At 40.5% G+C, this 24,294-nt stretch carries 17 protein-coding genes, 1 tRNA gene and 1 pseudogene; 6 read left to right on the forward strand and 13 right to left on the reverse strand.

The genetic code is table 11. The annotated features are described in order from the left end of the window. Window positions 1-111: 111 nt before the first annotated feature. The 4 genes from ACSSWA_RS00255 to acs all read right to left on the reverse strand — a co-directional run bounded on the left by ACSSWA_RS00255 (window position 112) and on the right by acs (window position 5,308). Window positions 112-528 (reverse strand): hypothetical protein, encoded by a 417-nt coding sequence (locus tag ACSSWA_RS00255; RefSeq protein ID WP_437354601.1) that lies wholly within the window; start codon window positions 526-528, stop codon window positions 112-114. 226 nt (window positions 529-754) lie between these two features. Then, window positions 755-2,164 (reverse strand): sigma-54-dependent transcriptional regulator, encoded by a 1,410-nt coding sequence (locus tag ACSSWA_RS00260; RefSeq protein ID WP_437354602.1) that lies wholly within the window; start codon window positions 2,162-2,164, stop codon window positions 755-757. A 10-nt stretch (window positions 2,165-2,174) separates the two neighbouring features. Continuing rightward, a complete protein-coding gene (locus ACSSWA_RS00265) occupies window positions 2,175-3,359 on the reverse strand; it encodes a sensor histidine kinase (RefSeq protein WP_437354603.1) in 1,185 nt (394 codons plus the stop codon). A 68-nt stretch (window positions 3,360-3,427) separates the two neighbouring features. After that, window positions 3,428-5,308, reverse strand: a complete 1,881-nt coding sequence (gene acs, locus ACSSWA_RS00270) for an acetate--CoA ligase (protein WP_437354604.1) — start codon at window positions 5,306-5,308, stop codon at window positions 3,428-3,430. A gap of 82 nt (window positions 5,309-5,390) precedes the next feature. Between acs and ACSSWA_RS00275 the strand changes: the two genes are divergently transcribed. The 3 genes from ACSSWA_RS00275 (at window position 5,391) to ACSSWA_RS00285 (ending at window position 8,319) form a co-directional block, all read left to right on the forward strand. Next, window positions 5,391-5,732, forward strand: a complete 342-nt coding sequence (locus ACSSWA_RS00275; RefSeq protein ID WP_437354605.1) for a hypothetical protein — start codon at window positions 5,391-5,393, stop codon at window positions 5,730-5,732. Window positions 5,733-5,784: 52 nt separating this feature from the next. After that, a complete protein-coding gene (locus tag ACSSWA_RS00280) occupies window positions 5,785-8,034 on the forward strand; it encodes a TonB-dependent receptor (RefSeq protein ID WP_437354606.1) in 2,250 nt (749 codons plus the stop codon). Between the two features lie 196 nt (window positions 8,035-8,230). Next, window positions 8,231-8,319: transfer RNA gene (locus tag ACSSWA_RS00285), tRNA-Ser, on the forward strand. A 363-nt stretch (window positions 8,320-8,682) separates the two neighbouring features. Here the strand turns inward: ACSSWA_RS00285 and ACSSWA_RS00290 are convergent. The 9 genes from ACSSWA_RS00290 to malQ all read right to left on the reverse strand — a co-directional run bounded on the left by ACSSWA_RS00290 (window position 8,683) and on the right by malQ (window position 18,321). Further along, window positions 8,683-9,411, reverse strand: coding sequence for a DUF5131 family protein (locus ACSSWA_RS00290; RefSeq protein ID WP_437354607.1), 729 nt, complete (start codon window positions 9,409-9,411; stop codon window positions 8,683-8,685). A gap of 39 nt (window positions 9,412-9,450) precedes the next feature. After that, a complete protein-coding gene (locus ACSSWA_RS00295; RefSeq protein WP_437354608.1) occupies window positions 9,451-9,957 on the reverse strand; it encodes a DUF4411 family protein in 507 nt (168 codons plus the stop codon). After that, a complete protein-coding gene (locus ACSSWA_RS00300; protein ID WP_437354609.1) occupies window positions 9,957-11,090 on the reverse strand; it encodes an ImmA/IrrE family metallo-endopeptidase in 1,134 nt (377 codons plus the stop codon). The genes ACSSWA_RS00295 and ACSSWA_RS00300 overlap by 1 nt, the downstream gene beginning before the upstream one ends. 133 nt (window positions 11,091-11,223) lie before the next feature. Next, window positions 11,224-11,826 (reverse strand): hypothetical protein, encoded by a 603-nt coding sequence (locus tag ACSSWA_RS00305; protein WP_437354610.1) that lies wholly within the window; start codon window positions 11,824-11,826, stop codon window positions 11,224-11,226. A 112-nt stretch (window positions 11,827-11,938) separates the two neighbouring features. Then, a complete protein-coding gene (locus ACSSWA_RS00310; RefSeq protein ID WP_437354611.1) occupies window positions 11,939-12,361 on the reverse strand; it encodes an AAA family ATPase in 423 nt (140 codons plus the stop codon). A gap of 432 nt (window positions 12,362-12,793) precedes the next feature. Further along, window positions 12,794-14,941, reverse strand: a complete 2,148-nt coding sequence (locus ACSSWA_RS00315; RefSeq protein ID WP_437354612.1) for a beta-glucosidase — start codon at window positions 14,939-14,941, stop codon at window positions 12,794-12,796. 19 nt (window positions 14,942-14,960) lie between these two features. Continuing rightward, a complete protein-coding gene (locus ACSSWA_RS00320; protein ID WP_437354613.1) occupies window positions 14,961-16,139 on the reverse strand; it encodes a thiolase family protein in 1,179 nt (392 codons plus the stop codon). Between the two features lie 21 nt (window positions 16,140-16,160). Next, window positions 16,161-16,820, reverse strand: coding sequence for a M48 family metallopeptidase (locus ACSSWA_RS00325; RefSeq protein ID WP_437354614.1), 660 nt, complete (start codon window positions 16,818-16,820; stop codon window positions 16,161-16,163). Then, a complete protein-coding gene (gene malQ, locus ACSSWA_RS00330) occupies window positions 16,813-18,321 on the reverse strand; it encodes a 4-alpha-glucanotransferase (protein ID WP_437354615.1) in 1,509 nt (502 codons plus the stop codon). The genes ACSSWA_RS00325 and malQ overlap by 8 nt, the downstream gene beginning before the upstream one ends. A 136-nt stretch (window positions 18,322-18,457) precedes the next feature. On the opposite strand from malQ, the gene ACSSWA_RS00335 reads away from it, so the two are divergent. From ACSSWA_RS00335 to ACSSWA_RS00345, 3 genes and pseudogenes are all read left to right on the forward strand, one after another. Further along, window positions 18,458-19,822, forward strand: coding sequence for an alpha-amylase family glycosyl hydrolase (locus ACSSWA_RS00335; protein WP_437354616.1), 1,365 nt, complete (start codon window positions 18,458-18,460; stop codon window positions 19,820-19,822). Window positions 19,823-19,834: 12 nt separating this feature from the next. After that, window positions 19,835-21,341 (forward strand): annotated as a pseudogene (locus tag ACSSWA_RS00340) (MFS transporter). Between the two features lie 93 nt (window positions 21,342-21,434). Further along, complete coding sequence (locus ACSSWA_RS00345; protein WP_437354617.1) at window positions 21,435-24,266, forward strand: PAS domain S-box protein; 2,832 nt, start codon at window positions 21,435-21,437, stop codon at window positions 24,264-24,266. Window positions 24,267-24,294: the final 28 nt, after the last annotated feature.

The raw sequence follows: 24,294 nt of genomic DNA on the forward strand, positions 1-24,294 counted from the left end.
AATAAAAAAGGCTGTTCCAAACAATTCCGGGTAATGTATCTAGGAGGCTATGAAGTTCGTGTCAAAACTTCCCCGGTCCGTTCGGAACAGCCCTAATAAGGCGGGGGTGTGTTAATTATTAACTGCTATAGGCGCTTTCATCAATTTATTTGATATCTCCTGGAAGAAGATATCCGGATTTTCTTTTTCTGCTTCGGTAATCTTTATATCCGCAAACATATCATAGAAATTGAAATAGAGGCTTGCAAGCTGAGCTTTGTATCTGATAGCGGGAGTATTGCCTTCCACTGCAAGCTCGTATAATCTTCTTACCAATTTCCGATAGTCCTCGTTGGGGAATTTATTTTTTACTTCCATTATGTTGAAAATGGAAGATTCGACAATTCCAGTATGCTCCACATTGAGATTGTAGAGAAAACGCTCGTTTGCTTTTTCAACCAGCTTTTTGTATTCGGGCTCCTGAGCAAAAATGTTTGCCGCAAAGAAAGTTATCAAAATTGCGATCGTAAGTTTATTAACAGATTTCATTTTATCCTCCTTGTCTAAAAGTTCGCTTATATTTCCTCAAAGCCCGTGCCAAACTTCATTACTTATTAATTTAACCCAAACGCAAACATTTACTTATTTAGGCGTTGCCACATTTTTTCCTTATTTATACAGGTTTATTTATAATTTATTGAAATAAAATAACTTAGAGAGAATGCAGATGCGTGGCGTCTGCAGTTTTGTGGCACCCCTTTGGAGAAATTTACGGTTATTTCTTTCTGTTGAGCCGGTTGTTCAGGGCTCTTCTGCTAAGACCAAGCAGCCTTGCCGCAATCGTCTGATTGTTATCGGCTCTTTTAAGCGCTTCCTTGATCAACGCTTCTTCTACTTCTTTAAGCGTAGGAAGGTTTTCCGGAAAGATAATTTTATCGGCGTGTTCTTCGGTATGTTCCAAAGCAACGTCCTTTTTCATATCCGCAAATATTTTATTTCGAATCGAATCGAGAGACAAAACGCCGAACCTGTGTATACTGACTGCATCGTATATCAACCCTTCGAGCTCTCTTATGTTTCCGGGAAAATGATAATTCGCAAGGAGAGTATAAAGTTCCTTCGGCGGAGTCGGTTTTTTCTTGTTCAGTTTTTCTGCGGCTTTTTCAAGAAAATAGTCGATCAACAATGGAATATCTTCTTTCCGTTCTCTCAACGGAGGGATATGAATATGATGAGTTTGCAATCTGTAGTAAAGGTCTTTTCTGAATTTGGGACTCTCCTTCATATCTTCAATTTTCAGATTCGTAGCGCATATAATCCTTACGTCGGCTTGTTTCGGAATATCGGAACCGAGCGGATAATACCTGCCGTCCTGAATGAGACGCAACAATTTAACCTGGGATTCGATGCTCAAATCGCCGATTTCGTCGAGAAACAGAGTTCCTTTTTCGGCTTGTTCAATCAAACCTTTTCTGTCCTGCTCTGCGCCCGTAAAAGCCCCCTTTTTATGTCCGAACAGAGTGTCGGAAAACAAAGTGTCGTCCAATCCCGCCACATTGACGGCTACCAACTCTCCGTTTCTGGAACTGACTTTATGAATTGCTCCGGCAATCAATTCTTTTCCGACGCCTGTTTCGCCCGTAATAAGCACGGGCAAAGGAGAATTTGCAATCGCTTCGATATATTTGAAGATCGATCGCATCGATTTGTTTTTTGTGATAATTTCTTCGAAAGCTTCGGGATTTTCGATTTTATCCTTCAGCAAATAATCTTTCAGACGACGGTTTTCGGAAAGCACTTCCCGGAACTCGAGAGCGCCTTTTATTGTGGTAACCAGCCGCGTGGTGTCGACCGGTTTAACAATATAATTATAAGCGCCCGACTTAATGCTTTCGACGGCGCTTTCCACATCGTTCAGCGCGGTTAATATTATTACCGGTATTTCAGGAAACCTGTCTTTAATCTGCGGCAAAAGCTCCAGTCCCGTAATCCCAGGCATATTTATATCGAGCACGATTAAAGAGTATTCATCCTTTTCGAGCATTTCAAGAACTTTTGTACTGTCGGATTGCAGTACGATATTATTTATGCCGCTCGTGTTCAAAGACGTTTCGACGCTGAAGAGAAATTGCTCTTCGTCGTCAACAAGCAATATCGGCAATTCCGGATAATCCGCTATTCCCATTTTCCCTCTTTTAATTTATCGGCAGAAGAATAATGAATTTTGTTCCTTTCCCGTCGCTTTCAACAATAATGTCGCCGCCGTGATTTTTGATAATATTATAAGAAACATATAGACCGAGCCCGGTTCCGCCCGAATTTCTTTTTGTAGTGAAAAACGGGTCGAAAATAAATTTTATGTTTTCTTCGTCAATGCCCGTTCCTTCGTCTTTCACTTCAACGGCTGCGTAGTTGTCTTTTCGGTAAAGAAATATTTCAATGCCGCGGTTTTTATCGGGCAGAGCCTGACAGGCATTGGCAATAAGATTAATCATCACCTGCTCGATCTGTTGAGAGTTGCCTTTTATATTCGGCATGTCGGCATTGTAATTCACTTTAAAATTGCCGGTCGATTTTTTTATCAGGTTGGACGTAATCATAACGGCTTTTTCGACCGCTTTATTCAAATCGACTGTTTGGTCGAGACGTCCCGAATCTTTTTTTGCAAATTCTTTAAGGCTGTTCGTAATTTTTTCGATTCTCGTGGAACCCTCGATGATACCATCGAGAGCGTTTACGATTTTTTTAAATGCTTTATCCGAAGGTATTCCCGCCACATAATAATCGTCATGCTCGGTTGTATATTCTTTCAGAACGGGCAAAATATCATCGAAAGCTTTTTTAAGGAACTGAGCGTTGAGAAGAATAAAATTATTCGGGTTATTGATTTCGTGAGCTATTCCGCTTACCATAGTGCCGAGCGCGACCATTTTATCCGCTTGAATCAGCTGTTTTTGTTTGGATTCGGCAAGCCCCTGCGCTTTTTTCAATTCCGTAATATCGTTGATAAGTCCGTCGTAATAAATAACATTGCCGTTTTCGTCTTTCGATAAAACAATGCTGTTTTTAACCCACCTGATTGAGCCGTCGCGGTGAATAATACGATGCTCCAGCGGTTCAACATCCTTGCCCGCCAGTGCGTCTTCGGCTTGTTTCAAAACCGCCGGACGGTCGTCCGGATGAACCATCCGATACCAGAGTTCGGGATCTTTCTGATAATCTTCGGAAGTATACCCGGTTACAGCCGCGCAACCGGGTCCGTGATATGTTTTAACCGCTTTTCCGTCTTCGACTTTTACAGAATAAATATAATCGGTAAGATATCTGATTAGTCTGTAATATCGTATTTCAACCGGGTCTAATTTAAGTTCTTCTTCCATTGCGCTTTAAAATTAACAGCGCAAATTTAAACAATCCCGTGATAATTTGTGTACGATATTACACTAATTTAATCTTCCATAGTCGAAATATTTCCGGGGTCTTCTCCCAGAGCCCGCGCTTTGAGAACTCTGCGCATAATTTTACCGCTCCTCGTTTTGGGCAGCGAATCTACAAATTCAATGCTTTCGGGTTTGGCAATAGGTCCGACTTCATGAGCGACGTGTTTTCTTAACTCTTCGATTAAAGCCGTCGATTTTTCGTAGCCGTTCTTAAGAATAACGTAAGTATAAATTGCGTTTCCTTTAACTTCGTGCGGAAGCCCGATTGCAGCGGCTTCGGCGACCGCGGGGTGACTGACAAGCGCGCTTTCGATTTCTGCCGTGCCTAAACGGTAACCGGATACTTTTATAACGTCGTCTACCCTTCCGATAATCCAGTAATATCCGTCTTCGTCCCGCCGCGCGCTGTCGCCTGTCATATAACAGCCGGGATATTTGCTCCAGTACTGTTTTACATATCTGTCGGGGTCTTTATAAACCGTGCGCAGCATTGCAGGCCAGGGTGTTTTAATAACCAGATATCCTTCTTCGTTCGGTTTAACAGGATTGCCGTCTTCGTCGAGGATGTCCATTTGGATTCCCGGAAAAGGTCTTGAACCGGAGCCCGGTTTAAGAGGCACGCACGGCATCGGCGTTATCATAAACATACCTGTTTCCGTCTGCCACCACGTATCCATAATCGGGCATTTTTCATTTCCGACGACTTTATAATACCATTTCCAGGCTTCGGGATTAATCGGTTCGCCGACCGAGCCCAATAAACGGAGCGACGACAAATCGTGTCTTTTAACCCAAGATTCTCCGAATCTCATTAAGCCTCTGATGGCGGTCGGAGCCGTATAGAGAATATTAATGCCGTATTTTTCGATCATCTGCCACCATCTGTTCGGATAAGGAAAATTCGGAGCGCCTTCGTACATAAACGAAGTGGTTCCGTTTAATAGCGGTCCGTAGACGATATAACTGTGTCCGGTAATCCAGCCCGGATCGGCGGCGCACCAATACCGGTCTTCTTCCTTAATGTCGAACACAAATTTAAGCGTAGTATAGACGCCGACCATATAACCGCCGTGCGTGTGGAGAATGGCTTTGGGTTTGCCGGTTGTGCCCGAAGTATAGAGTATAAACAAAGGGTCTTCGGCGTCCATAATTTCGAGCGCGCAGTTCTGTGTGGCAATCGGAAGATTCATCAATTCGTGATACCACATATCCCTGCCCGATTCCATATTAATTTCCTGCCCGGTTCTTTTTACGACAAGCACATGCTCCACCGTACCGCAGCGTTGAAGAGCCTCGTCGGCAATTTGTTTCAAAGGGACAATTTTTCCTCTTTGAAACGCTCCGTCTGCGGTAATCAACACTTTTGAATTACTGTCTTCGATTCTCTCCGCCAAAGCCTCGACTGAAAACCCGCCGTATACAACAGAATGAATGGCTCCTATTCGAGTAGTCGCCAACATGGCAATTACTATTTCGGGAATTCGTCCCATATAGATAGTTACTCTGTCCCCTTTTTCAACGCCCATGCTTTTCAATACATTTGCGAACTTGCAGACTTCGCGATGAAGAGCGAAATACGACATGGTTCGCAGCTGTCCGTCTTCGCCTTCCCAAATAAGCGCAAGTTTGTTTCGCCTGTATGTTTTTACGTGCCGGTCGAGACAATTGTAAACAATATTCGTCTTTGCGCCCGTAAACCATTTATAGAAAGGTTTGTCCGAATCATCCAGAACCTTTTTCCATTTTTCAAACCAATGAAGTTCGTTTGCCATTTCTTCCCAGAAGCCTTCGTAATCTTTTACGGCTCTTTCGTTCAATTCGTCCCAGTCTTTTACGTTTGCGTTTTTGATTACTTCTTCGGACGGATAATAGACTTCGCCGGACAGCATAAACCCTCCTTGTTATTTTTTTGACGTTGTCGTATCTTTGCATCAGAAAATAAGATATAACATCTGCAAAATCAACATCTTTATGCCGGATAGAAGAATAATAAAAATAACGTCCCTCCTCAGCCTGGCGATTTATATATCGTTATTGGGCACGCTCTTTTTCCACTGGCACTTCAAGGACATCCGGACCAAAGAATCGGTAATCCGGCATTACGACAACTTTGAAGATCCGTATGCCGACGTAAACGGGAATTGTTCGGTTGAAGTTTTTCTTTCTTATAATTTCAACTCGGAATCGATCGAGTCGTTCGGTTTACCCGGCAGCGAAATTCTTTTAGAGACCGATTTATCTAAAGTATTTGAATCTCCCCTTGTTTTATCAATTACGACCTCAGAATCGAGAGCTCCTCCTTTTAAAGCCTGAATTCCGGCGCAATTAATAATTATTATTCATTAATTAAAAAAGGAGCTCTGAAATGAAAGGGTTATTCATTTCTATTGCGTTATTATTAAATTTTGTTTTGCATGCACAATCGAATTCGATAGAGGGATTTGTATACGACAAAAATAACGGCGAGCCGCTTGTAGGCGTTAATATTTTTTTACAGGAATTAAAATCCGGAACCACTACGGACGAAAGCGGGTATTTCGTATTCGATAATGTCCGGGAAGGAAATTACACATTACGGTTCAGTTACATCGGGCATAAATCACTGACGGAAAAAGTTAGGGTTCCGTCCGAAACATTAAAGATTTATCTCGAAGACGGCGCAATAGGCCTCAACGAAGTAGTAGTTACCGGAAATCCGTTCAACGCGGATCCGAAGGAACTTTTGCAAAGTTCTTTAAGCGTTGCAAATCTCGATCTGCAAATCAAAAGGAGTTCCGGCATTGGCGAAACGTTGAATTTTCTGCCGGGAATATCGATGCGCTCCAACGGCAAAGCGACCGCGCGTCCCGTTATCAGAGGTTTCAGCAACAACAGAATATTGATTCTCGAAAACGGATTGAGAATGGGCGATTTATCGAATACGTCGAGCGACCACGCTGTTTCGAGCGACGGCGCAATTCCCGAAAGGATAGAAATCATCCGCGGTCCGTCGAGTCTTATGTACGGCAGCAACGCTCTCGGAGGCGTAATCAATATCATTACCGAAGAAATTCCGGACTATATTCCCGACGGATTCGAAGGGAATATATTTGCAGGCAATTCTTTCAATAACAACGAGTTCAATACAAGCGTCGACCTGCACTTCGGAACGAATTCATTTGCCACTCACGGCAATATGACAAAAAGAAACGCCGGCGACTATACAGACGGAGCGGGCGAAAAAGTCAACAACACTTATATCGATTTTGCCGGCTACCAAATCGGATTTGCTTTTATTCCCGATTTCGGTCAGACCGGTCTCAGCTATAAAAATTACGATTTCAATTACGGCATACCGTTACACGAACATCATCACGAAGAAGAAGAAACTGAGAACGTTGAAGAAGAAGAACACGAAAGCATTGGTATTAAAATGCGCAAAGAGGAATTAAAAATAAATTTAATTGGCGACCTTAAAGGCATATTCGAAAACATCTCCTTCAAAGGAGGATATCAGAATTACAATCACAAGGAAATAAACAGAATCACAAACGAGGTCGGCACAGCTTTCGGATTAAAGTCATATGTAATGGATGTTTCCGCCAGGCACGCGCCTCTTTTAAAAAATTCAGACGGCGTTTTAGGATTTTGGTATCAAAACCAAAAATATACGGTTGAAGGCGAGGAAGCGTTCACGCCTAACGCCGATTATAACTCGATGGCGTTTTTCGTAATAGAGCAGTTTAGAATCAGCAATACTCTTCTTCAAACTGGTCTGCGTTACGAATACAATTCAATTGCAATACCGGAAAGCGAATTATCAGGAAGATTGATCTCCCCTACGGAAAGAACCTTCAATACGCTCAGCGGCTCTGCAGGAATAGTTCTTAATATAACAACCGATTTGTCGTTCTACTCCAATTTTGCTACGGCATTCCGCGCGCCGACCATTGAAGAATTAGCCTCCTATGCGATACACGAAGCAACGGGCACGTTCGATATAGGCAATCTTGACCTGAGCGCCGAAAAGAATATCGGACTCGATTTAGGTTTAAGATTCCATTCCCAGCAAATCAATTCGGAACTGAATGTTTATTATAACATAATTGACGATTATATTTTCAAAAAGCCGACGGGAGAATTTTATAATCCTGCGGAAATGACATTTGTCAACACTCCGGGAATTCCGGTTTATGAATACACTCAAGCAAAGGCTATTATTTACGGTTACGAATTCAAAACGCAGTTCGAATTCTCCGGTCATTTTTCCCTGACTCTGATGAGCGATTATACCGTAGGAAAAAATTCCGATACAAACGAAAATCTGCCCTTGATGCCGCCACTGCGGTTCGCTCTCGAGCCGAGATATTCGACCGACGATTTCTGGATCGGAAGCCAATTTCGTCTGGCTGCCGACCAGAAGAGAGTAAGTCCTTTCGAGACAACCACGCCGGGATACGGTTTAATTAATATATATGCAGGCGCCAAATTGATAACCGGAAGGTACATTCATATTCTTTCATTTAATATCGATAATCTGTTCGACAGGGCTTACAGGGAACATTTATCCGCCGTCAAAGATTATATACTTATGCCCGGCAGAGAAATAAAATTGAATTACAGATTTTTATTTTAACAATACGATTATTATATTGGCAGCGTTAAAAATGAGCAGATTTGTTCTTTAAAGAATGGCATAGAATTTAACTCTAAACCGGAAGCTTTCAAGCGGGAAATGCAGATAAAAAGTTACAAAAGCGGCGAAGCTTTCCGCAGATTGATTGAGAAATAATTTTTTGAGTTAAATTCAGCATTGAAAAATTTTCAGCTTCGGAGAGGTGGGTGAGTGGCTGAAACCAACGGTTTGCTAAACCGTCGTACTCTGAATGGGGTACCGCGGGTTCGAATCCCGCCCTCTCCGCAAAGTTGACTCTCAACTTTTTAACGCCCTCACTGATTCTAAGAACTTTTTTTAATTATTTTTTTTCTCTTAATGTGTACCGCGGGTTCTGCATAGCATCCTACGGAGAATCCCGCCCTCTCCGCAAAGTTGACTCTCTACTTTTTAACGCTTTCACTAATTCTAAGAACGTTTTCTATTATTTTTTTTATTTCTCTTAATGTATACCGCGGGTTCTGCGTAGCATCCTGCCATTTGGGCATTATTTTATCAAATATTTCTATCGAATTCTTAGCTATTTTCCAAGATAACAATGTAGGCTCTCCAAAGGAGGCTACGAGAAGAGGTCTTTTGTCCATTAAGGATGACAGTCTTACTTTTTGTTTATATTACTGGGTATTCGTTCCAAACTTTACCCTTAAATTTTCTTCCATTCATTTTTTTATTTCTCTTTATCTCGTCTGCGCCCCAAGCGCCCCATTGTTTAAAGAAAGATGCAACCCCCTGCCCTTTACATTTAGCAAAAATTCCTTCAATCCATTCAGCTTTTATAGGCCTTGCACTTTTCCCCGATTCACCTCCAACTATTGCCCAATGAATTCCTGTTAAATCTAAATCGCCTACATAACCAATCAGCGGTTCAAATGAAATGAATCTTACTTTAGCATTTATTTTTCTGAGTGTATCTATTCTATTTTTGAATGCTGCACTTTCAACACTAACGCCAAGCCAAACATTTGAAGGTACATTTTTATTGGAAAAATATTTAATCATAATTTTATCGCGCTTGGTAAGTATCTGATAAATATGCCGTGGAGTTTTTCTTATTACATCAAAAATCATATCGAGATATTCAAACGGCATCTCTTCATGGAATAAATCACTCATTGAATTAACAAAAAACTTTGTCGGCTTTTTAATTTTTAAGGGTTCTTCAAGTCGGTGAGGTAATATTTTAAAAGAGAATCCGTCTTTATAATCTTCAATTCCCATAGCGTTCAATCGTTTGGCAAAAACTTCTGCATAGTAAAATTTACAGCCGGCTGAAACTTTATCGCATCCGATTGATGGATTCCATACTTTTTCTGTCCATTCGATTTTAGTTGTTTTCATTTTTAAGAGGGGATAAAAACTTATAAATTATCATTGTAATTAAAAAGTTTCACCTAATTCTCTGAACATTTCAATGATGTTCTTGTATTGAATATTAAATGCATGGCAGACTTCCGGGATTTTAATCTTATTTTTTCTGTTAGGTTCGCTTTTTTCTTGCGTGACTATCTGACAATTTTCATCAATAGAAATTGCATAAGCAACTATCCAGCTATCAGCATTTTCATATCTTAAAAAATCATTGATTGCATTTTGAACATAATGATTTGATTTTGAATTCGCCCATTGAACAACTCTTTGATATTCAGAAATTACTTGCGGTGTTTCAGTTGCCTTGAAAAATTCATCTGGTATATTTTGTTCAATCCAGTTTTTCAGTTCATCATCATACTTAAAAATTTCGTTTTTTACTTTATCTATACTTATTAACTTTTGCTCCAGACATAATTTTTTAACTTTCTGCCAGAAAGTTACAGCTACATCTAATGGATATGTTACTCGGTGGGATTGAATAAAGAAATTTGTGTCTAATATAAAGACAAACATCAGTAAAGATGCTCCTTCACAAATTTATTGTAGGTATCACCTTTCAAACCTGTTAACTGATATGCTTCCCGCAGTAATAATTTATTTGTTGTTACGGCTTGATTTACATAACTCAAAAACCGAGTACTTAGTCGTTTACGTTGTGTTTTATAGAAATCGCCACCGCCTTCTTTTTCTTCGCTTCTATCAAAATCTCGCTTTATGTATTCATTATAAAATTCCAGAAAACTATTTCTATCAATTTCCTCAAGATCAAGTAATCTTCTTGCGACAACAATCCGGCTTACTTTAAAAACCTTGGCAATCTTTTCAATGCTTTTCTCACTTGTTAAAACAGTTTTAAGCTCTTTTTCGGGCACTAAAAATTCAGCTGCTATTTTATCACATAAAATTTCCGTAGGATTATCAGCTGGCAGCAAATTTCTAAAATCAAATCCCGCACTTTCTCCGAGCCAGATGTGTGCTAATTCATGCGCAAGAGTAAATATTTGTGCGGATTTACTATCCGCAGAATTGACAAATAAAAATGGCGCATACTCATCAATTAAAACAAAACCACGACAATCCTCTACTTTTATTTTTCTTCGTGTGTTATTACCAACTATACTACTAAAATTTATTATTATCCCAGATTCTTCAATTTTATCAGCCAAATACTTTTTTGCATCTTCCCAGGTAGATAATTCTCTTGCCCAGCTTTCTTTAAGATTTAGTATATTTCTTATATCAGCAACAACTTCTTCAATATGAAATCTTTTATTCCTGAATTTCCCGACAAAGTTTAGTCTGTCATAATCATTTTCTTTTAGATAATTAGATAACCATGCTTGCCTTTGCTGTACAATTAATATTGCATCAAAAATATTGATAGGGATTTTTTCTTTATTAGCTATATTTGTTCTAAAAAACGGAATGGGTAGTTTTTCTTCCGGTGGTTTCTCTAAAAACAAATATCCGAATGGCAAATACACTTTTCGCGCAAAGGTTTTTAGCTGCTTAATTGTAGGACTTTTTTTACCTTCAAGCCAGGATAAAAAAGAAGGAATTTTTTGACTAATCTCATCTACACTTAAACCGGATCTTTCAATAGCCCACAAAAGTATGTCGTTATTTATTTTTATCTCTTGTTTCATATTTCAAATATATTGGTTTTTCTAATCGAATTCATTATATAATTATTTTATGTATTTCTATTTCACTGACCTAATGAACTATACTAATGCCACAACTAAAAAGGTGTCCGTGTGGATTTGCTCGTCATACTACCTAGTTAATTTTACGTTCATGCAATTCCAGTTTTTCTGCATCCATCCACTTTATGGTTATTTTTCCTTCTTCAGATATTAGAATTTCTATAAGTTGCAATGGAGGATGATCACCATTCGCTTCCTTTATTATGGCATTATATATGCTTTCAAGTTTATCAACATAATGTGACAAATAAAAAGCTATAGATTCTTTGTCAAAAGACTTTAATGAAAAATTTGCCTCGATATATTTTTCAGGTATTTCCAATGATAAAATAAAATTCAAATTACTCCCAGCATCTCTTATTGAATTAGCAATTAACTCAGAAACTCTATCTATTTTTTTACTATTTTTTGTTGAAAGACATTTTAAAATGTTTGATTTATTTTTCCACAGATCCTTTGCTGCTTCTTTAGAAAGTTGTACAAGAAATGCTGTTGCAGCAGCTTTAAGAGGCAATGTCCAATCAATTAGTTGCCCAATAATTTGAAGAAATGAAGGAGCATCGGACGATCGCATCCCTACAAATACTTTCTCGGATTTAATTACAATTTCACTCCAATTTTCAACAAATTCATCCACAATTTTAGCTGCATCATAACCATATAGTAGAACTTTCATTTTATTTATAATATTAGTTTATAGTTCCTTCATGGGATTCCTTAGGTAAAATACTATCGCACATCTTTAACCGATCCAATATTATTACTTAAAGTATTGATTGAATTATCATTTAGTAATTCAATGAAACAGCCTGATCATTATCTATAAATCTCTTAATTCTTAATTTTTCATGGCGCGCACCTATACGTGTAAAATTAGAGATATTGAAATCTGGGTCATTCCTATAAGCAGTTCTAAAGTACATTGAGTTTTTTGGTAACTGTTGATCGTCAGGATAATCATGAAACTTAACAACTACAGCTTTTTGCCAATCAAATTGTTCTGAAGATAATTTTCTGAAGTATTTTTCATCAGTATCTATAATAAATCCAGAACGATTCCGATAATAATGGTTGAATGCATCAAATAAAGACGACTTTCCACTTCCGTTTGGACCAACAACTATTACCAATTTGGTTGACCTAGGTATGCCCTTAATACTCAAATTAGAGAAGCGTTTGAAGTTACGAAGATGTATAGATGATACTTTCATTTTCCTTCTGCGCCTAACTATTTATTTTACCACTCATATTTATTAACTAAACAATTATGCCCCGCCTGTGCCTAGCGTATAGTTCTTCAGCATTTCGGTCATTTTGTTTTCATTTGCACTGCAAGCCCTCATCGTTTTTAATCTTAAACTGAAAATAAATGAATGCAAATTTATTTTCAATAAAAATTTCTACTGATGTATATTTATTACATTCCCCGCGTCATCCGGCTTCACGGGCAACCGTCAGGCGCAATGTTCCAAAAGCTTACGGACTTTATAAATCATAACGCCTTCCGGCGGATGAAGAAACGTTTTTCCGCACCGCCCTCTCAATGGGACACTGCGGATTCTGCGCGGCTTTACGCAAAAAAAAATGCTCCCTGTTCGGGAGCATTTTTTATCTGTTAATTTGAGATTATTTCCGCTCAATTATTAAAGCGCCAGTTTACCTCTCAATAATATATCCCTCGATGAAGTCCCGATCAATATTTCAAATTCGCCCGGCTCCGTTTTCCAGTCATGCGTTTTTACATCCCAGTAAGCAAAGTCTTTTTTGGTCAATTCGATTTCGATTCTTTTGGTTTCACCTTTTTTAAGAAATACTTTGTGAAAGCCTTTCAATTCTTTTTCGGGACGCAATACGCTCGCTTCTATATCTTTAATATATAACTGAGCGACTTCGGCGCCGTCGCGGCTGCCCGTATTTGTAATTTCAAAAGAGACTTTAATTTTTCCGTTTTCATCTAACTTATCCGGCTCAATTTTCAGATTATCGTATTTGAAACTGGTATACGATAATCCGAAGCCGAAGGGGAAAAGCGGTTCAATGTTTTTCGTGTCGTACCATCTGTAACCGACAAGGACCCCTTCTTTATATTCGATATTGTTAATCGGGAAATCCATATTCAAGTCGTCGTCCCAGTTAGTGTTTAAATCGGCGTCTTCGGGCACGTATCCGTAACCGGGCGAATCCTTGAATTCTTTTTCAATAGTCATGGGCAATTTGCCCGAAGGATTAATGTCGCCCGCTAACGCTTCCGCCAATGCGATATTTCCGTTTTGTCCCGGATACCATGCGTATAAAATTGCGCCTGCTTTATCGTACCAGCCGGTCATTCTGATTCCGCCGCCCGAATTTACAATCACGACGGTATTCGGATTTAAAGACACGATTCTCAAAATATTTTCTTCTGTTTTCCGGGGAAGCGAAAACGGTCTGTCCCATCCTTCGCTGTCAAGCGTTCCAACACTGAGAAAGACGATATCAGCATTTTTAATTTCATCATCCGAAGGCTCTTTGACATAATTAATCATATCGCCGAAACGATTTTTCAAAGCCTCGTACATTGTAATTATATCATACCCCTCAACGTCCGCCGAGCCGCCTCCTTTGGGCAATGTTTCAACAAAATCGCCTGTCAATAATATTTTTTTGTTCGGCGAAACCGGCAATAAATTATTCCGGTTTTTAAGGAGCGTTATTGACTCGCGCGCCGTTTGAAGAGCGATTTCTTCATGATATTTGAAATTATTGAGATATTGCAAATCTTTTACAGGTCTGTCGTAAAGTCCCATGGCGATGAAAGTCTTCATAATATTTTTCGCCATACGGTCGATATCCGATTCGCTTACTTTGCCTTCTTCAATTAATCTCATTGCGTTCTTTTTGACCGTTATATCCCCTCTCTTTTGAAAAGCGGGTTTATCCATCAAAGGATCGCCGGGCATTTCGAGATCGAGTCCGGATTTAATCGTCTTTTCCGGATCCCAGGTTGACCACCAGTCCGACATCACCAGCCATTTGAAACCGAGCGAATTGCGCAATAGATTTTCAATTACAAATTTGCTTTGTCCCGCCCATTCGCCGTTGACCTGATTGTATGCCGTCATTACCGCCAGCGCTCCGGCGTCTATGCCGGCTTTGAACGCAGGCGTATAAATTTCGTGAATCGTTCTTTCGTCCACTATTGCGTTTGTGGTTCTGCGGTGATATTCATTATTGTTACAGAGAAAATGTTTTAAAGTGGCTATCGTGCCCGTGCTTTGAACGCCTGCGACATAATTTTCTATCATTCTTGCAGCCAGGAAAGGATCTTCGCCAAAATATTCGAAGTTTCTTCCGTTTTGAGAAATTCTGTAGATATTCATTCCGGGTCCGAGCAATACGGCAATATCACCCGCCCGGCATTCCTCGCCGATACATTTTGCGTATTCATAAGCAAGTTGAGTGTTCCAGGTTGCGGTTAACGCCAGGGGACACGGGAAAGCCACCGATTTATTGAGCGACGAACTGAGTTCTTTTCTTATATGCACTCCCTGCGTGGCGTCCGAAAGATAAAATTGAGGTATTCCGTATTTTTCATATCCTTTTACATAAAAGAAATTATGTCCGCCCACAAGTTGAATTTTTTCTTCAAGAGACATTTCTGATAATATTTTTTCCGCTCTATCTTCGGCTTTATTTATATCGACGGGAGGTTTGAATGGTTTGAACTTATAATCCGGATTGTAATAAATTTGAGAAAAAGAATTTGCAGTCATAATAAATACCGTTAATATTGTTAATAAATACTTTTTCATAAACACCCCTCGTTTAAATTCAGTTGCAATTTTTTACAATCAAAGCCGAAGCTTCGCCGCCTCCTATACACAAAGAAGCCAGTCCGTGATTTGAATTTCTCTTTTTCATTTCGTGCAAAAGCGTCGTCAATATTCTTGCGCCGCTGGCTCCTATCGGATGACCCAATGCGACCGCGCCTCCGTTTACGTTTACATTTTCTCCTGTCAATCCGAGCAATTTATTTACTGCAAGAGACACAACGGCGAATGCTTCGTTAATTTCGAACAGGTCAATGTCTTCAATTTTCATATCGGCTTTTTTCAACGCTTTCCGGACAGCGTCAGCCGGAGCGGTGGTAAAATGAACCGGATCTTTGGCGGCTGAACTTTGCGCAATAATTTCAGCCATCGGTTTAAGACCGAGTTCATCGGCTTTCTCTTGGCTCATAATCAGCAAAGCGGCTGCTCCGTCGTTGATTTTAGAGGCATTCGCGGCGGTTACTACGCCTTGAGGATCAAAAGCGGGCTTCAGCTTCGGTATTTTTTCAAAATTGACCCGCTCGGGTTCTTCGTCTTTGGTTACTACAGTTTCTCCCTTGCGCGATTCGATTTTCACTTCAATAACTTCGTCGTTAAAACGCCCTTCGTTCCATGCCCGTTGCGCACGATTGTACGATTCGATTGCAAAAGCGTCCAGCTCTTCGCGCGTAAAATTAAATTCCCTTGCGCAAATCTCGGCGCAATTTCCCATATGAATATTTTCATAAACATCCACCAATCCGTCCAATAAAATCGAGTCGTAGAGAGTCGAGTTGCCCAATCGGAATCCCGAGCGGGCGTCTTTCAAAAGGTAAGGCGCGTTCGACATACTTTCCTGTCCGCCGGCAATAATAATATCGGCGTCTCCGCATTGAATTGCCTGAGCGGCAAGCATAACAGCTTTGAGACCGCTGCCGCACATTTTGTTAATCGTCAGGCATTCGGTCTTTTCCGGCAGACCGGCATACAAAGCAGCTTGACGCGCCGGCGCCTGTCCTATTCCGGCAGTCAAAACGTTTCCCATTATTACTTCGTCAATAAGCGAAGGCTCGATTTCAGATTTTTCCAAAATTGCTTTGATTACTCTGCTTCCTAATTGCGGCGCGCTTAATTGACTCAATCCCCCGTTAAAACTCCCTATCGGAGTTCTTAAAGCGTGTGTTATAACTACTTTTTTCATCGGGCTCCTTTTTATTTTAATTTACAAATCGAGCAAATAACCGTTCTTCTTCAACCAATTTCTTCTGGAATAGTAGTCAGGCATCAATTCACCTACTTTATCCCAGAAAACTTTCGAATGATTTTTTATTTTCAGATGTACGAGTTCATGAACTACCACATAATCAATTATATCTTCGGGCGCCATAATCAATCTCCAGGAAAAATTCAGATTGCCTCTGTAGCTGCACGAGCCCCATCTTTTTTTTGCACTTGTAATTCTAATCGAATTAAAATTATAACCGAACTTCACCGCAAAATGATATACCCTTTCCCTGATTACTTCTTTAGCTTTTTTGCGGTAAAATTCCACAATTACCTTTTCCGCAATATGTTTCTTTTTCGGATTAATATAAAGATTATCACCGAGGATTATGCTGCCGGCAACGGGACTGAATTTCAGAGTATAATTTTTACCGAGGAAGAGAAACTGTTCGCCTTCGGAATAATTTTTCTTTGGGACGAAAACATTTTTGAGAGTTTCCTTCTTCTTCAAAATCCACTTGCTGTGCAGGGCAATAATTTTATCGAGTTCATATTGAGTAATATTTTCAGGAGCTCTTACAACAAGTTTTCCGCCGGGAATCACCTGCAGCGAGACCGTTTTACGATTACTCTTAAGCAGTTTATCTATTTTAATCATGATTTTCTTTATTCGGATTTCTTTCGTAAAGCTCTATTAAATACCTGTAATGCTTAATCAGTCCGTCCCTGACCTGTCCCCAGTCGAATCGCCATGTCCAGTTACCGTCGGGCTTACTCGGGAAATTCATTCTTGCCGCACTGTCGAGATTGAGAATATCCTGCATCGGAATTATAACGATATTGCCGACGGACGAATAAGCAAGTTTTATCAGAGCGTGGCACATATCGTCGCCGTAATAATTCATGTAATCCCGCGCATGATAAAAGACGTCGGAATTTTTTTCCTTCTCTTTTTCGAAAAAGCCGCGTGTAGTATCGTTATCGTGCGAACCTGTATAAACCACGCAGTTGTTGATAAAATTGTGCGGCAGAAATCTCTTTTCGCCGTCTTTACCGAAGGCGAACTGGAGAATTTTCATTCCGGGAAATTCGAATTTATCCCTGAGTTCTTCAACTTCCGGGGTTATAATACCGAGGTCTTCAGCAAGTACCGGCAAATCACCGAATTCATTTTTCAAAGTATTAAACAATTTTTCTCCGGGCGCTTTAACCCACTCGCCCGTTTCGGCGGTAGGCGCGTCCCCGGGAATTTTATAATACGCTTCGAATCCTCTGAAGTGGTCTATGCGCACTATGTCCACCAGATTGAGAATTGATTTAAAACGGTCAATCCACCACTTGAAATTATCTTTTTCCATTACGTTCCATTTGTACAAAGGATTGCCCCATAACTGTCCGGTAGCGCTGAAATAATCCGGCGGCACTCCCGCAACAAATTCAAGTTTGCCTTTCCCGTCAACGGTAAAATATTTTTTATTTGCCCATAAATCCGCGCTGTCGTATGCAATATAGATCGGCACGTCGCCGATAATTTTTATTCCTTTTGAATTGGCGTATTCTCTTAAATTTTTCCACTGGCTGAAAAACTTAAATTGAACGAATTTCTGGAATCTTATTTCGTCGCTCAATTTATCCGTCCATTTTTCTACTGCGTTTTTCTTTCTGAAGGCAATATCTTCCTCCCATTTGCTCCAGACAATTCCGCCGTGATAATTTTTGCAAGCCATAAAAAGCGCGAAATCATCGAGCCAATCGCTGTTCGATTCGCAAAATTCTTCGAAGCCGTCCTTGCCCGCCGAAGTATAATTTGCGTATGCCCGTCTAAGTAAATCAAATTTCAAACCGATTATTTTCCCAAAATCGACGTGAAACTTTTCGTGTGCGATTAAATTTTTCAGATCATCGTCATTCAGTAAGCCTTCGTCTTTCAGAATGTCGGGACTTATAAGCAAAGGATTTCCGGCAAAAGCCGAAAAGCATTGATAAGGCGAATTGCCGAATCCGGTAGGACCCAGCGGAAGCACCTGCCAGAGCGTATTGCCGGTTTCCGCAAGAAAGTCAATAAATTTGTAGGCTTCTTTGCCGAGATCTCCTATGCCGTAATTTCCCGGCAACGATGTCGGGTGAAGCAGTATACCCGCGGAACGCGTAAATGTCATATAATTTTCCTCTCAGTTTTTTTGTCAATAAAACTACGCAATTTTATAATCACTCGAAAATTTCTCTCGGCAATTCTCTATTTTGAACTCAATCAAAATTACCTTACATTTTCGGGAAAAAAAAAGGAAGATTGATATGAAGTGCTTCAACGGCAGGAAAATTCTGATTCTCAAGCTGCTCTTATTGTCATTCATAATAATCAATGCGCAAGAGAAAAAGCCGGTCGTACCGCAATTTAAGCCGCCCGAATGGACAAAAAACGTAGTTATGTACGAAGTGAATGTAAGACAATACACTCCCGAAGGAACTTTCAAAGCGTTCGAAGAACATTTACCGAGACTGAATAAAATGGGCGTCGATATTTTGTGGTTCATGCCGATCCACCCGATCGGAGAGAAGAATAGAAAAGGCAGCCTCGGCAGTTATTATTCAATCAAAGATTACAAAGCGATTAATCCCGAATACGGAACCGAAGAAGATTTCAAACATCTCGTAAACAAAGCTCACGAAATGGGATTTTACGTAATGCTCGACTGGGTGGCAAATCATACATCCTGGGACAATGTTTGGACTGAATCGCATCCTGAATTTTTCAGCAAGAATGAAAAAGGAGAGTTCTATCCCCCCGTTCCGGATTGGCACGATGTAATCGACCTCGATTTTTCAAACAAAGAATTATGGAACTACATGATTGACGCTATGAAATATTGGGTATCCGAATTCGACGTTGACGGCTTCAGATGCGACTACGCAAACGGCGTTCCTATCGAATTCTGGACTGCGGCAAGAAAAGAACTCGAAAAAGTAAAACCTCTCTTTATGCTGGCTGAAGCAGCCGAGCCCGAAATGCATATAGCTTTTGATATGACTTACAACTGGCAGCTTAAAGACATAATGAATAAAATAGCCGCGGGCGAATTGAACGCCGCCGCTTTGACAAACCACATTTTGACAGAGAAGAAAGAATATCCGAAAGAAGGTTACAGACTAAATTTCACGACAAATCACGACGAAAATTCATGGAGCGGAACAGTATTCGAACGACTCGGCGAAAGCGCCGAAATGTTCTCGGTATTAACGACAACAATTCATGGAATGCCCCTTTTTTACAGCGGTCAGGAGGCGGGACTCAACAAAAGACTCCGCTTTTTCGAAAAAGACACTATCGATTGGTCGAATCCCGTATTTGAGGATCTCTTTACAAAATTGTGCGAGCTCAAAGAAAAGAACAAAGCTGTTTGGAGCGGATTATACGGCGGAGAAGTTATTCTTATAGAAAACAGCAATCCCGAAAATATTTTTTCATTTTACCGCGAAAAAGACGGTTACCGTTTAATAGCATTTTTCAACGCTTCGCCGAAGGAGCAAAAATTTTCGTTTAAATCCGGAAGCCTCGCAGGAGCATACAAAAATTATTTTACTTCGGAAGAATTTACACTCAAAACCGACAACACATTAACGCTCAAACCGTGGGAATACATTATTCTTGTTAATAAATAGAACAGGTTACATATGGAAAAACCCCGTTTAAGTTTCTGGCAAATATGGAACATGAGTTTTGGATTTTTCGGAATCCAATTCGGTTTTGCTCTGCAAAACGCAAACGTAAGCAGGATATTCGAAACATTAGGAGCAAGCATAGACGACATTCCTATACTCTGGATTGCGGCTCCGGTTACAGGTTTGATTGTCCAGCCGATTATAGGGCATATGAGCGACAGGACATGGAATAAGCTCGGCAGAAGGAAGCCGTATTTTCTGACAGGAGCGATATTAGCCTCACTTGCGCTAATCGTAATGCCAAACTCGCCGGCTCTCTGGGTTGCGGCAGGTATGCTGTGGATAATGGACGCTTCAATCAATATTTCGATGGAACCCTTCAGAGCATTTGTGGGCGATATGCTCCCCTCGTCTCAACGCACGTTGGGTTTTTCGATGCAAAGTTTTTTCATCGGCTCCGGCGCCGTAATAGCGTCGGCGCTGCCTTATTTAATGACAAATTGGTTCGGCATTAGCAATGTGGCTCCGGAAGGTAAAATACCCGACAGCGTCAAGTTCGCTTTTTACATTGGCGCCGCCGTTTTTTTTCTTTCCGTTCTCTGGACGGTTCTCACATCGAAAGAATATTCGCCCGAAGAACTGGAAAAATACGCCGTCCATTCCGAGTCCGAAGAAAACGGAAATTACGAAGAGCGGTTTGTAGAAAGCAAAAAGTTGATGCGCAACGGCATTATATGGTTCCTTTCGGGTTTGATTCTGTACCTAGTTTTTTATTTTAAGATTTATATCGATTACGGAGTGGCACTCTTTTTACTCGGAGCCGCCGCATTCGGCGTACTTCAAATACTTGCAGGATTGTTGATTAAGAGCGACAAAAAAAAAGAACGGATTCGTCGTTATTATAAACGACCTGTATAATATGCCGAAAACGATGGTTCAGCTGGCGTACGTTCAATTCTTTTCCTGGTTTGCGCTCTTTTCGATGTGGATCTATACTACTCCGGCGGTCACGCATCACATTTACGGCGCAACCGATACATCTTCGGCATTATATAACGAAGGCGCAAATTGGGTCGGCGTTTTGATGTCGGTTTATAACGGATTTGCTGCTCTAATGGCATTTGTTTTAATTATTATGGCTCGGAAGACCAGCCGAAAAACCGTTCATGCAATCAGTCTTATTTTCGGAGGAATCGGTTTGATCTCCTTCTATTTTATCAAAGACCCCGAGTTGTTACTCGTTTCGGAACTGGGAATCGGACTTGCCTGGGCTTCGATACTTGCCATGCCGTATGCAATATTGACCGGCTCGCTCCCGCAAAAGAAAATGGGAGTTTACATGGGAATATTCAATTTTTTCATAGTAATTCCTCAAATAACCGCCGCTGCAATATTAGGATTTTTCGTCCGCACGATCTTTGCGGGCGAAGCTATCTACGCGCTCGTACTAGGCGGTGTATCGATGTTTTTGGCGGCTATATTGGTTAACTTCGTCAACGATAAAGACAATACAAAATAGACGGTCAACTTATCATGAATTTTATCGATAATAATATATCGGATAAAAAGCGCATGTCGTTACGCGCTCCTACAGACCGGCAATGAGTTATATTTGATAATAACAGACTTAATATATAATCTGGCATTACTAATTTCGGTAAGCGTTTTATCGGGCTATGCAGAGCCGTATTTCCCGCGCAATACTCTCACGGGCAAAATTATTCAAGGATTTGTTTTCGGAATCGCCGCCGTCACAGGAATTATCTTTTCCTATAATTTAAGCGACGGAATCTTTATCGACGGCGCTTCGATTATACCGGGCGTCGCGGCTTTATTCTTCGGTTATATATCCGGATTAATCGCCGCTCTTGCTGCAATTATTTACAGAACGTCGTTGGGAGGTATCGGAGTTTATACGTCCGCATTGATAATTCTCACTTCCTTAGCCATCGGATTGATCTTCAGAAGATACGCAAGAGCGCGCGCCAAGGACCTGAACGCTCTGCATTTCTATATCATGGGATTAATAATTCACTTTGCTATGTTATCGTACCTGCTTTTATTGCCGGATATTGTTACGGAAACTTACGAAAGCGCGGCGATTACAATTATAACTCTTTTCCCGGCAGCGACCGTTCTCATTTGTACAATACTGTCCGATCAATTGAATCGTTACAAATCCGCAGATAAATTAAAAGCGCGCGAAGAACTATTCCGGACAGCTCTTTATAGCATCGGAGAAGCCGTAATTACAACGGATGCGAAAGGATTAATAAAAAGCATGAACAGCGTTGCCGAAAATTTAACGGGTTGGAACGAAAAAGATTCTTTGGGCTTACCGGTTGATAAAGTCTTTAATATTGTAAATGAATTTACGGGTAAAAAGTCAAGAAATCCCGTTGAATTGGCGCTTGAAGAAAATAAAACCGTGGCTTTTGCCAATCACACTCTTTTAATCAATAGAAACGGGGATAAGATTCCGATAGCCGACAGCGGAGCTCCTATTAAAAACGACTCCGGCGAAATTACCGGCGTCGTTCTCGTTTTCAGAGACCAAACTCAAGAAAGAGAAACTGAAAATAGAATTAATGAGACCAACCACATTCTCCAAAACATTCTCGATACTGCGCCGGTGAGCATTTTCTGGAAAAATACCGATTCTGTTTACATCGGATGCAACAAAGCTTTTGCGCTTCAAGCGGGATTCGATTATCCATCCGAAATTTACGGCAAAAACGACCATGATCTGAAATGGCATAAAGAAGCCAATAAAATAATCGGCGACGACAAAGAAGTAATAATGAACGACATTAACAATATTGGAAAAATTGAGAAATTCTCATTGCAAGACGGTACGGTCAAATGGCATAGGATTAACAGAGTTCCGTTAAAAAACTCACTTGGAGAAATAACAGGTATACTCGGCGTTATGGAAGATATTACCGATCAAAAACTTCTCGAAGAAAAGCTTGCAATTGACGAAGACCGGTTGCGTATGTTGGTGGAAGGAACGCCGGACTTCTTTTTCTACACTCAGGATGCTGAAGGAAATTTAACTTATGTTTCCCCTTCCGTCGAAAGGATTACCGGATATAATTTTGAAGAATGGTTTGCCAAGCGCGATTGGTTTACTACCGATAATCCGATTAATAAATTGGCAAAAGAAATTACCGTTATGCATCTCAAAGGTTTGCAAACCGAGGAACCGATTTATATCGAGATCAAGAATAAGAGCGGCGAGCTCATATTCCTCGAAATATACGAGCATCCTATAATTCGAAACGGGAAAGTTGCGGGTTTACAGGGCGTGGCTCATAATATTACGAAAGAACGAGAATTCCATGAAAAGTTAAAGACGTCGGAAGCGGAACTTCAGGCAATTTTCGACGCTCTGCCGGACGTTGTTTTCACTATCAACAACGAAGGCAGATATTTGAAAATTTCTTCTTCGAATCAGGAACTGTTATATAAACCGGCTGACAATCTGTTAAACAGAACGCTGCACGAAGTTCTCCCCGTGCAAACAGCCGATTATTTTCTTCAGATAATTCATAATGTTTTGGAGGATAAAAAAGGCGGTCAAATCGAATACGAACTCGAAATCAATAACGAATTAAAAAATTTCCTCGCGACTATCGAGCCTTTGACTTCCGATACAGTGCTCTGGGTAGCGCGTGATATTACGTTAATTAAAAACTACCATAAAGAATTGATCGAAGCGAAAGAATCGGCGGAGAAAGCCGATAAACTCAAAAGCGAATTCCTTGCTCAAATGTCGCACGAAATCCGAAGCCCGATTAATAATATCCTCGGTCATATTTCCCTGGTGAAAATGTTCATCGAAGAGAATTCATATATGGACGAAGATTTGAATTTCAGTTTCGATGCAATCGATAATTCAAGCAGGCGGATCGTGCGCACTATCGACTCCATTCTCAACATGTCGGAATTGTCGCTTGGCACATACAAACCGAACAAGAAAAAAATTGATATCCTTGCAATAGTAGAAAATCTTTACAACGAATATAAATCGGCGGCTGCAAGAAAAAATTTACAATTTAACGTTAATAACAACGCCGACTTTTCTCTTATCTACTCGGACGATTATTCGGTTTACCAGATAATAGCGAATTTAATCGACAATGCAATCAAGTACACAAAAGAAGGCGGCATAGCAATTACTTTGAACAATCTGGATGACGTTCTCGAAGTGAAAATTTCGGATACGGGCATTGGCATTTCCGAAGAATACCAAAAAAGTTTGTTTACGGCATTTTCCCAGGAAGAACACGGATACACCCGTAAATTCGAAGGAACCGGGCTTGGTATGTCGCTCGTTAAACGATATTGCGATTTAATCGGCGCAGGCATCGAAGTTGAAAGCAAGAAAAAAGTAGGCACGACATTTACGCTTACATTCCCGCAAAATATAAATCTCAATTAATCCTTCCGCAGAACTATCTTCCCGGCTA

The organism is Melioribacter sp. Ez-97 (assembly GCF_051488665.1).
In the GTDB taxonomy this organism is placed as follows: Bacteria; Bacteroidota; Ignavibacteria; order Ignavibacteriales; family Melioribacteraceae; genus Melioribacter.

Coding starts and splice junctions, on each gene's coding strand:
- ACSSWA_RS00260 (WP_437354602.1), bottom strand. CDS start 2,164: ATGGGAATAGCGGATTATCCGGAATTGCCGATATTGCTTGTTGACGAC.
- malQ (WP_437354615.1), bottom strand. CDS start 18,321: ATGACATTTACGCGTTCCGCGGGTATACTGCTTCACCCGACATCGTTG.
- ACSSWA_RS00325 (WP_437354614.1), bottom strand. CDS start 16,820: ATGATTAAAATAGATAAACTGCTTAAGAGTAATCGTAAAACGGTCTCG.
- acs (WP_437354604.1), bottom strand. CDS start 5,308: ATGCTGTCCGGCGAAGTCTATTATCCGTCCGAAGAAGTAATCAAAAAC.
- ACSSWA_RS00295 (WP_437354608.1), bottom strand. CDS start 9,957: ATGTTTGTCTTTATATTAGACACAAATTTCTTTATTCAATCCCACCGA.
- ACSSWA_RS00255 (WP_437354601.1), bottom strand. CDS start 528: ATGAAATCTGTTAATAAACTTACGATCGCAATTTTGATAACTTTCTTT.
- ACSSWA_RS00310 (WP_437354611.1), bottom strand. CDS start 12,361: ATGAAAGTATCATCTATACATCTTCGTAACTTCAAACGCTTCTCTAAT.
- ACSSWA_RS00305 (WP_437354610.1), bottom strand. CDS start 11,826: ATGAAAGTTCTACTATATGGTTATGATGCAGCTAAAATTGTGGATGAA.
- ACSSWA_RS00290 (WP_437354607.1), bottom strand. CDS start 9,411: ATGAAAACAACTAAAATCGAATGGACAGAAAAAGTATGGAATCCATCA.
- ACSSWA_RS00335 (WP_437354616.1), top strand. CDS start 18,458: ATGAAGTGCTTCAACGGCAGGAAAATTCTGATTCTCAAGCTGCTCTTA.
- ACSSWA_RS00315 (WP_437354612.1), bottom strand. CDS start 14,941: ATGAAAAAGTATTTATTAACAATATTAACGGTATTTATTATGACTGCA.
- ACSSWA_RS00280 (WP_437354606.1), top strand. CDS start 5,785: ATGAAAGGGTTATTCATTTCTATTGCGTTATTATTAAATTTTGTTTTG.
- ACSSWA_RS00265 (WP_437354603.1), bottom strand. CDS start 3,359: ATGGAAGAAGAACTTAAATTAGACCCGGTTGAAATACGATATTACAGA.
- ACSSWA_RS00300 (WP_437354609.1), bottom strand. CDS start 11,090: ATGAAACAAGAGATAAAAATAAATAACGACATACTTTTGTGGGCTATT.
- ACSSWA_RS00320 (WP_437354613.1), bottom strand. CDS start 16,139: ATGAAAAAAGTAGTTATAACACACGCTTTAAGAACTCCGATAGGGAGT.
- ACSSWA_RS00275 (WP_437354605.1), top strand. CDS start 5,391: ATGCCGGATAGAAGAATAATAAAAATAACGTCCCTCCTCAGCCTGGCG.